This is a genomic window from Rhodopseudomonas infernalis (assembly GCF_022271405.1).
GTDB classification, from domain to species: Bacteria; Pseudomonadota; Alphaproteobacteria; order Rhizobiales; family Xanthobacteraceae; genus Rhodopseudomonas; species Rhodopseudomonas infernalis.
Window position 1 is genome coordinate 1 of sequence record NZ_JAJNAL010000079.1, and the last position, 7,470, is coordinate 7,470.

Below are 7,470 nucleotides of genomic sequence, written 5' to 3' on the forward strand. Positions count from 1 at the left end.
CCCCCCCCCCCCCCCCCCCCCCCCCCCCCCCCCCCCCCCCCCCCCCCCCCCCCCTCCACGCGGCCGGACTTTTGCGTTTGATCACAGCCGAGCCTCTCGGCCTTGCGGAAACGCCCCCTCATCCCAGCCTTCTCCCCGCACGCGGGGAGAAGGAGCAGGCCACGCGCGGGGAGAGATGGCGGGCCTGCACATGAGCCCCAAGCGCCCGCAACAATCCGACAACCTATTCTCCGCCGCCGGCCTCGAGCGCGAGGCGCCGCGGCCGTTGCCGGATCGGCTGCGACCGCGCGCGCTGAGTGAGGTCGTCGGGCAGGATCACATCGTCGGCCCCGATGGCGCGCTGACGCGGATGCTGGAGACCCGCACGCTCGGTTCGCTGGTGTTCTGGGGACCGCCCGGCACCGGCAAGACCACGGTCGCGCGGCTGCTGGCCGACGCCACCGAGCTGCATTTCGAGCAGATCTCCGCGGTGTTCTCCGGCGTCGCCGACCTGAAGAAAGTGTTCGACGCCGCCCGCGCGCGGCGCCAGATGGGCACCGGCACGCTGCTGTTCGTCGACGAGGTGCACCGCTTCAACAAGGCGCAGCAGGACTCGTTTCTGCCGGTGATGGAAGACGGCACCGTGGTGATGGTCGGCGCCACCACCGAGAACCCGTCGTTCGAACTGAATGCGGCGTTGTTGTCACGGGCGCGCGTGCTGGTGTTTCGCTCGCTCGATGCCGAGGCGATCGAGAAGCTGTTCGCGCATGCCGAAGCGGTCGAAGGCAGGAAGCTGCCGCTCGACGCCGAGGCGCGGGCGGTGCTGGTGCGGATGGCCGACGGCGACGGCCGCGCCTCGCTGACGCTGGCCGAAGAAGTCTGGCGCTCGGCGCGCGCCGGCGAAGTGTTCAACGCCGCCCAGTTGCAGGAGATCCTGCAGCGCCGCGCGCCGATCTACGACAAGGGCGCCGACGGCCACTACAATCTGATCTCCGCGCTGCACAAATCGGTGCGCGGCTCCGATCCCGACGCGGCGCTGTATTATCTGTGCCGGATGTTCGACGCTGGCGAGGACCCGCTGTTTCTGGCGCGCCGCGTGGTGCGGATGGCGGTCGAAGATATCGGGCTCGCCGATCCGCAGGCGTTGGTGATCTGCAACGCAGCCAAGGACGCCTATGATTTCCTCGGTTCGCCCGAGGGCGAGCTTGCGATCGCGCAGGCGGTGATCTATCTCGCCACCGCGCCGAAATCCAACGCCGCCTACACCGCCTACAAGGCGGCGATGCGCACCGCCAAGCAGGCCGGCTCGCTGCTGCCGCCCAAGCACATCCTCAACGCGCCGACCGGCTTGATGAAGGCAGAGGGCTACGGCGGCGGTTATCAGTACGACCACGACACGCCCGAAGGCTTCTCCGGCCAGGAGTACTTCCCGGACGCGCTCGGTCACCAGACCTTCTACGACCCGCCCGACCGCGGCTTCGAACGCGAAATCCGCAAACGCCTCGATTACTGGGCCAAGCTCCGCGCCGCCAAAGAGAAGTAGCCCTGTAGCCCGGATGAAGCGCAGCGAAATCCGGGATGCCGCACTTGATGAGTCCCCGGATTACGCTTCGCTTCATCCGGGCTACAGCGATGCGCTGGTCGACCCCGTAGGGTGGGCGAAGCCCACGCGTCACGCCGCTCGCGTGGGCACGGCGCTGCGCGCCTTTGCCCACCCTACGTGTTCGCACAGCGACACCACATCGCGTGCCGTCCAGCGGCTGGGCACAAGACCCGGTTAGTTGGCGATCCCATCCTTCCCCTAAAAACAAAGGCGACGATCGCATCGCAACAAATAATCACAGGGAGGACGACCATGATCCATCTTCGGCCCTGGCTCGTCGCCGCGTTCGCGGCGGCGCTGGCCAGCGCGGCGCAGGCGCAGAATGCGCCGGGCGTCACCGCCACCGAGATCAAGATCGGCAACACCATGCCGTACAGCGGCCCGGCCTCGGCGCTGAGCGCCACCGGCAAGACCATCACCGCCTATCTCGACCAGGTCAACGAGAAGGGCGGCGTGAACGGCCGCAAGATCAATATGATCTCGCTCGACGACGGCTTCTCGCCGCCGAAGACGATGGAAGCGGCGCGGCGGCTGGTCGAAGGCGACGGCGTGTCGTTCATCTTCGCCACGATGGGCACTGCGCCGAGCTCGGCGATCGCCAAATATCTCAACACCAACAAAGTCCCGCAGATCTTCCTGATCAGTTCGGCGTCGAAGTGGAACGATCCGCAGAACATGCCGTGGTCGATCGCGCTGCCCTGGGCGCCGAACTACATCAGCGAGGCCAAGATCAACGTCGACTTCGCCCGCGCCAAGAACCCGACCGCGCGCTTCGCGGTGCTGTATCAGAACGACGACGCCGGCAAGGACTATCTGCGCGGCGTCAAGGAGGCGCTCGGCGCGGACGCCGACAAGGCGATCGCGCTGGCATCGAGCTTCGAAGTCGCCGACCCGACCGTCGACTCCCAGGTGCTGACGCTCGCTGCTACCAAAGCCGACGTATTCCTCATCTACAGCGTGACGCCGCGGGCCTGCGCCCAGGCGCTGCGCAAGGCGCACGAGGTCGGCTGGCGTCCGCAGCGCTTCCTGGCCAGCGGCTGCGCCAACAGGGCGACCGTGATGGACCCCGCGGGCATCGACGCCGGCAAGGGCGTGCTGTCGCTGGGCTCGCTCAAGCCCTATGTGGCCGAACCCAGGGGCGACGCCGCGATGCAGAGCTATATCGACTTCATGAAGGCACGGCTGGCGGGCGTCGACCCCAACAATTCCGCGGCGCTTTATGGTTACACCGTGGCCGAGGCGCTGGTGGCGCTGCTCAAGCAGTGCGGGAATGATCTCAGCCGCGACAACATCATGCGCCAGGCCGCGAACATGAAGAACGTGTCGCTGTCGCTGCTGTTGCCGGGCATCACGCTGAACACGACGCCCACCGATTTCCGTCCGATCAAGGACGGCTATATGCTGGAGTTCAACGGCGCCGACTGGGTCGTCGTCAGTGAGATGTTGCGCGGGACCTGATCCCGCGCGTGCCCGGCGGGTTCGCGCCCGCCGGGGCGCAACGGAAAGGACCGAACCGATGATACACGGCTGGCTGTTCCGCGGTTCGAGGCAGGCCGTGTGCCGTCCGGCGTCGATGATCGTCGCGGCTGCGCTCGGCGCATTGCTGCTCGCCGCGCCGGCGCGCGCCGACACCGTCGAGGTGGCGCCGGGCGTGCGCGTCACCAAGAGGAGCTTCACCGGCCCGGCCAATCAGCAGCCGTTCTTCGGCTTCGTCACCAAGACCCCCGAGCAGCGCGCCGCCGACGACAAATTCGTCGCCGATCTGATCGCCGCCACCGGCTCGCGGCAGAAGGCCTTCGAGGAAACCAGCCTGCGCGGCTGGCGCGCGATCGGCAAGAACAGCGCCACCGAGGCGGCGCTGCGCTTCAATCAGGCCTGGCTGCTGGCGCCTGAGCAGAGCGCCGTCTATCACGGCCTCGGCATCGTCACGATGATGAAGTTCGGCGACATCGCATTCGCGGACGAGCTGTTCCAGATCGCCCGCAAGCAGCCCGATCCGCTGAAGCCGCTGCTCGCCGATTACGGCCGCGCGCTGCTGCTCGGCAAGCGGCCCGAGCAGGCCCGCACCATTCTGGAAGAAGCCGTCGCGGCGACGCCCGACGTGGCCGACGCCTGGTCCAATCTCGGCTTCGCCCGCGTCGAGACCGGCGACAAGCCGGGCGCCTGCGCGGCGGCCGAGGAGGCGGCCAAGCGCAAGCCCTCGACCAACGTCCTCGGCGACATCGCGCTGCTGCGCAACCGGGCGGGATGTAACTAAGCGTGCCGCGTGGGCACGGCGCTGCGCGCCTTTGCCCACCCTACGAGACGACCAAAGCCGTAGGGTGGGCGGAGCGCAGCGAAGCCCACGCGGTGTCACCACCTGCAAGGAGCCCCCGATGAAATCCTTCCGCAAGGAGCTGTGGTTCGACATCCCGGGCCGGCGCGCCTTCATCAACATCACCCGCGACGTCGAGGCCGTGCTCCACGACAGCGGCGTGCGCGAGGGGCTGGTGCTGGTCAACGCCATGCACATCACCGCCTCGGTGTTCATCAACGACGACGAGAGCGGCCTGCATCACGACTACGAACTATGGCTGGAGAAACTCGCGCCGCACGAGCCGGTCGCCGGTTATCGCCACAACCGCACCGGCGAAGACAACGCCGACGCCCACATGAAGCGCCAGGTTATGGGCCGCGAAGTCGTCGTCGCCATCACCGCCGGCAAGCTTGACTTCGGCCCCTGGGAGCAGATCTTCTACGGCGAATTCGACGGCGGCCGCCGGAAGCGCGTGCTGGTGAAGATCATCGGCGAGTAGCGCGGCGTCCATCGACGCCTCCGTCCCGGGCGGAGCTTCGCGCATCCGCGCGACAGATTTACAAAGCGCGCCGTCATTCCGGGGCGCATGCCGCAGGCATGCGAACCCGGAATCTCGAGATTCCCGGTTCGACGGCCGCGCATAACGTCTTCCTCTTGAATGACGGTGCCATTTGAAGGCTTGCGCCCCATTCATTGGGGCGTCTTCGTGCCGATAACTCCCGGCTGAGAGGGGGGCGGTCGGCCCTTCATTGCGCTGTCCGCCCACGCCGTTGCTCTAGACGTTCGCATAAGTTCTCAATCGCCATCATTCGTGAAATCATCGCCGAGCTACCAACGTTGGTTGGGGTGTGCTGCGAGGCGGCGAATCGTCTCGTGAGTGCGCTGGGTCCATTCATCGAAACCGGCCGAGAATTTCGTGATGCGGCGCATTTTGATCCTTGTCGCAGGCCTGCTGGGTCTCCAGACCGTCTTCGTCGAACTCGCGTGCGCGCAGACGTATGGTGGCGACGCCAATACCTTCACCTTGAAGTACTGCAACCGTGATACCGATGAGATCGCGCTGGCGTTGTCGTTTCTCGAAAATCCGTCCGGACCTTACATCGTCAGGGGATGGTTCAGGGTCGACGTCAACGAGTGCAAGACCTTGCGATTTTCGCGGGGAACGTTCTATTATTTCGCGCAACGCTACGGTGCCAAATTCCCGACCTGGGGCAGCGACGACCTCAAGCTCTGCGTGTCCTATCCAGGTCCGTTTCGCTATCGCAATGCCGATCCGAGGGAGTGCAGCGGAGATGAGGAGAAGCGGCCCTTCACGTCTGTTTTCGTCAGAAGCGATCAGTCCGATTACGAACTGTCGTTCACCACCGGAAATCGAAATCCGACGTGGCACGCTATCGCGATCGCGAATGGGTCCGGCTGGGTGTCGTATGGCTATTCCGGGCCTCGCGCCTCGGAGGCCCAGGCCCGCGAGCATGCGCTCGACGAATGCCGGAAGCGTGCCAAGCTTGATCGATGCACGGTCTCCAAGCGCAACGTCGCGTCCGCGGGCTGTATGTTCATGACCAGCGGCAATTCGCGGCGCGGATTGATCTGGCAGACTGGGCCGGATCGGGAGGAGCTGTTCGAAAGTTGCCGTAGCTCCGGCTACAAATGCAAGGATCCGATCGGGGGCTGCATCAGATAGAGTAACTGACATCCATCGCGCGGCGTGTGCCGGCGGACCGCGCGACACTTGCCCCCAGCGTGTAGCCCGTATGCAGCGCAGCGGAATGCGGGACGAGGCGCGGCAGGGACTCCCGGATTTCGCTTCGCTGCATCCGGGCTACAGTCTCTACGCCGATTGCTTGGCCCGCGACGCCGGCACTACTGCGCAACCGGGCGGGATGTAACTAAGCGTGCCGCGTGGGCACGGCGCTGCCCGCCTTTGCCCACCCTGCGAGACGAACGCGTTGTCGTTCTCGTCTTTCGTCATTCCGGGGCGCATGCCGCAGGCATGCGAACCCGGAATCTCGAGATGCCGGGTTCGACGGCCGCGCGCTGCGCGACCGTCGCCCCGGAATGACCAAGGACAGTGCGTAGCTCGCACGAGCGCGGCGACATGCGGGAGCAAATCGGGGCGCCTCGATGAAAATTCCGCGGTGCGGGTTGGCAGCTGAGCCGAACCGCTTCCGTGCGTCGCCCGGTCGCACCATTGCTCGACACCTTCACGTCCGCGTGATAGCCACAACTAACAACAATGCGGAAAACCGCGCTATCCCGGGAGTGAAACCAGATGCGATTGAAACTGCTCGCCTCGCTGCTGATCGTGGCGGCGACGTCCACGGCGGCGCTGGCTGCCGACAAGCGTTACGACGTCGGCGCCACCGACACCGAGATCAAGCTCGGCCAGACCATGCCGTATAGCGGCCCGGCGTCGGGCTACGGCGTCAACGGCAAGGTCGAGGCCGCGTATTGGCGGATGATCAACGCCAAGGGCGGCATCAACGGCCGCAAGATCAACCTGCTGTCGATGGACGACGGCTACAGCCCGCCGAAGACGCTGGAGCAGACCCGCAAGCTGGTCGAACAGGACGAGGTGCTGGCGATCGTCGGCTCGCTCGGCACGCCGACCAATTCGGCGATCCAGAAATATCTGCGCGGCAAGAAGGTGCCGCATATCTTCATCACCTCGGGCGCCTCGAAGTGGAACGACCCGAAGGACTTCCCCTCGACCACGCCGTTCTATCCGCCTTACGAGGAAGAGGCCAAGATCTACGGCAAGTACATCGCCAAAGAGATGCCATCGGCGAAGATCGCGGTGATCTATCAGAACGACGATTTCGGCAAGGACTACCTCAAGGGCTTCAAGGAAGGCCTCGGCGACAAGGCCGCGGCGATCATCAAGGAAGCGAGCTACGAGGTCAGCGATCCGACCATCGACTCCCAGATCGTCAATCTGAAAGCCTCGGGGGCCGACACGCTGCTGACTGTCGCCTCGCCGAAATTCGCCGCGCAGTCGATCCGCAAGGTGCACGCGCTCGGCTGGAAGCCGGCGCATTTCGTGGTGTCGGTCGGCGCTTCGATCGGCGGCGTGCTCGAGCCGGCCGGCCTCGAGGCCTCGACCGGGCTAATCAGCGCCTTCACATCCAAGATCGTCGGCGATCCGGCCTGGGACGACGATCCCGGCGTGAAGGAATTTCTCGCCTTCATGAAGGAGTGGTACCCGGACGGCAATCCGATCGACGGCAGCGTGCAGGTCGGCTACGCGGTGGCGCAGATGACCGAGGTGCTGCTACGCGCCTGCGGCGACGATCTCACGCGCGACAACCTGGTGAAGCAAGCGACGCACCTGTCCAACGTGTCGCTGCCGCTGTTCCTGCCCGGCGTCACGGTGACGACGACGCCGACCGACTACTCGGCCTACCACATCTTCAAGATGGCGAAGTTCGACGGCAAGGCCTGGAAGTTCTTCGGCGAGAACATCAGCACGACGAAGAAGTAGAGGCTGGTCGTTCCGGGGCGCATGCCGCAGGCATGCGCCCCCGGAATCTCGAGAGTCCGGGTTCGACGGCCGCGCGCTGCGCGACCGTCGCCCCGGAATGACGGTGGGTGT

6 protein-coding genes are annotated in these 7,470 nt (G+C 65.7%); all 6 read left to right on the forward strand.

Translation table 11 applies throughout. The features are described from left to right. The first annotated feature begins 190 nt into the window (after positions 1 to 190). The 6 genes from LPW26_RS25230 (at position 191) to LPW26_RS25255 (ending at position 7,359) form a co-directional block, all read left to right on the forward strand. A complete protein-coding gene (locus LPW26_RS25230; RefSeq protein WP_238738516.1) occupies positions 191 to 1,522 on the forward strand; it encodes a replication-associated recombination protein A in 1,332 nt (443 codons plus the stop codon). Positions 1,523 to 1,834: 312 nt separating this feature from the next. After that, positions 1,835 to 3,040 (forward strand): ABC transporter substrate-binding protein, encoded by a 1,206-nt coding sequence (locus LPW26_RS25235; RefSeq protein WP_238738517.1) that lies wholly within the window; start codon positions 1,835 to 1,837, stop codon positions 3,038 to 3,040. Between the two features lie 58 nt (positions 3,041 to 3,098). Further along, positions 3,099 to 3,839, forward strand: a complete 741-nt coding sequence (locus LPW26_RS25240) for a tetratricopeptide repeat protein (protein WP_238738518.1) — start codon at positions 3,099 to 3,101, stop codon at positions 3,837 to 3,839. A 118-nt stretch (positions 3,840 to 3,957) separates the two neighbouring features. Next, positions 3,958 to 4,377, forward strand: a complete 420-nt coding sequence (locus LPW26_RS25245; protein WP_238738519.1) for a secondary thiamine-phosphate synthase enzyme YjbQ — start codon at positions 3,958 to 3,960, stop codon at positions 4,375 to 4,377. A 420-nt stretch (positions 4,378 to 4,797) separates the two neighbouring features. After that, a complete protein-coding gene (locus LPW26_RS25250) occupies positions 4,798 to 5,562 on the forward strand; it encodes a DUF1036 domain-containing protein (protein WP_238738520.1) in 765 nt (254 codons plus the stop codon). Between the two features lie 588 nt (positions 5,563 to 6,150). After that, the gene (locus LPW26_RS25255) at positions 6,151 to 7,359 is read left to right on the forward strand and encodes an ABC transporter substrate-binding protein (RefSeq protein WP_238738521.1); all 1,209 of its coding nucleotides are present in this window, start codon (positions 6,151 to 6,153) and stop codon (positions 7,357 to 7,359) included. Positions 7,360 to 7,470 lie beyond the last annotated feature (111 nt).